2 protein-coding genes are annotated in these 1,584 nt (G+C 68.4%); one reads left to right on the top strand and one right to left on the bottom strand.

The genetic code is table 11. The features are described from left to right. Positions 1-1,304: cytochrome P450 (locus VF697_RS05625; RefSeq protein WP_331092453.1), on the top strand; the 1,304-nt coding region annotated here is incomplete at its 5' end. 68 nt (positions 1,305-1,372) lie between these two features. On the opposite strand, the gene VF697_RS05620 is transcribed toward VF697_RS05625, so the two are convergent. Next, the coding region (locus tag VF697_RS05620; protein ID WP_331092452.1) for a type II toxin-antitoxin system PemK/MazF family toxin at positions 1,373-1,584 on the bottom strand (212 nt) is incomplete at its 5' end.

Here is a 1,584-nt window from a genome sequence, read left to right as displayed (position 1 = left end):
GAGAGAATCATCAGGGTCCGCCGCCTCATCCCGAAGCGCCGGTGAACACCTGGAGAGGAACCATGATGGGCATGCCGATGGAAGTCGCCGACCCCTACGGGCTGCTGAGCCCCGAGCGGAGGCAGAACCCCTATCCCTTCTACGCCCGGCTGCTGCGTGAGGCGCCCGTGCACTTCAGCGAGCCGTGGAAGGCCTGGGTGGTGACGCGCTACGCGGATGTGAATGCGGGCTTCCGCGACATGCGCCTGTCCTCGGTCCGGACGGGCATGTTCTCCCAGGGGATGCCCGAGGAGGTCGTCCGCAAGCTGGCGCCGATGGGCCGCAACATGGCCTCCTGGCTGCTCTTCCATGATGCGCCCTCGCACACGCGCCTGCGCTCGCTCGTCAACAGGGCCTTCACCCCGCGCATGGTGGAGGCGCTGCGTCCTCGTATCCAGGCGCTGGTGGAGGAGCTGCTGGACGCGGTGAAGGGCAAGGAGCGGATGGAGGTCATCTCCGAGCTGGCCAACCCGCTGCCCGTCATCGTCATTGGCGAGATGTTGGGGCTGCCGCGGGAGGACCGGTACCGGCTCAAGCAGTGGTCGGACAAGCTGGCGAGCCTCATCGGCACGGGCCGTCCGACGCTGGCCGAGGTGGAGGGGGCGTTGGGGGCCATCCTTGAATTCGAGGACTACTTCCGGCCGCTCCTCGCCCAGCGGCGCATCCAGCCGGGCAATGACCTGGTGAGCGCGCTGGTGCGGGCGGAGGAGCAGGGCAACCTGCTGAGCGAGCAGGAGGTGCTGTCCACCTGCACCCTGGTGCTCTTCGCGGGGCATGAGACGACCACGAACCTGATTGGCAACGGGCTGCTGGCGCTGCTGCGCCACCCGGACCAGTGGGAGTTGCTGCGGAGCGCGCCGGAGCTGCTGCCGGACGCGGTGGAGGAGCTGCTGCGCTACGACTCGCCGGTGCAGTTCACGAACCGCGTGGCGGCGGTGGACCTGGAATTCGGAGGCCACACCTTCCGCAAGGGGGACCGGGTAATGCTGATGATCGCGGCGGCGAACCGGGATCCGGCGCAGTTCTTGGAGCCGGACCGGCTGGACGTGCGACGCAAGGAGCTGCGTCACCAGAGCTTCGGCATGGGCCCGCACTACTGCGTGGGCGCGGCGCTGGGACGAGTCGAGGCACAGGAGACCTTCGCCGCGCTGCTGCGCCGCTTCCCACGCATGCAGGTGGCGTCAGGGGCCTTGCCGGAGTGGGCGGACAACGTGGGCTTCCGCGGGCTCCAGTCGCTGCCGGTGGTCCTCGGGCCCTCGGCCTGACAGGGGACTGGCCTCCCCGTCCTCTCCGCGAAGAGGGACGGGGCGGCTTCGGGCTCGGCTTCCTGGAGCTACCGCTCGAAGAACGACACCTGTTGGAATCGCAGGCCGGCCAGAATCTGCTCCACCCGCGTGTCGGACAGCGACCCGATCCGCTCACCCAAGCAGGCCTTGTCGACCGAAGAGATCTGCGACACGACCACAACGCTTTGCTTGGGAAGGTTCCCCTCGCCCACCTCCAGCAGGACATTCCCCGGCTCGTTCGCCCGGTTCAAGTTCGACG

It is taken from the genome of Archangium sp., from assembly GCF_036388035.1.
GTDB lineage: Bacteria > Myxococcota > Myxococcia > Myxococcales > Myxococcaceae > Archangium.
Note: the sequence above shows the minus strand (reverse complement) of the source record. Positions and strands in the feature narration are given on the sequence as shown.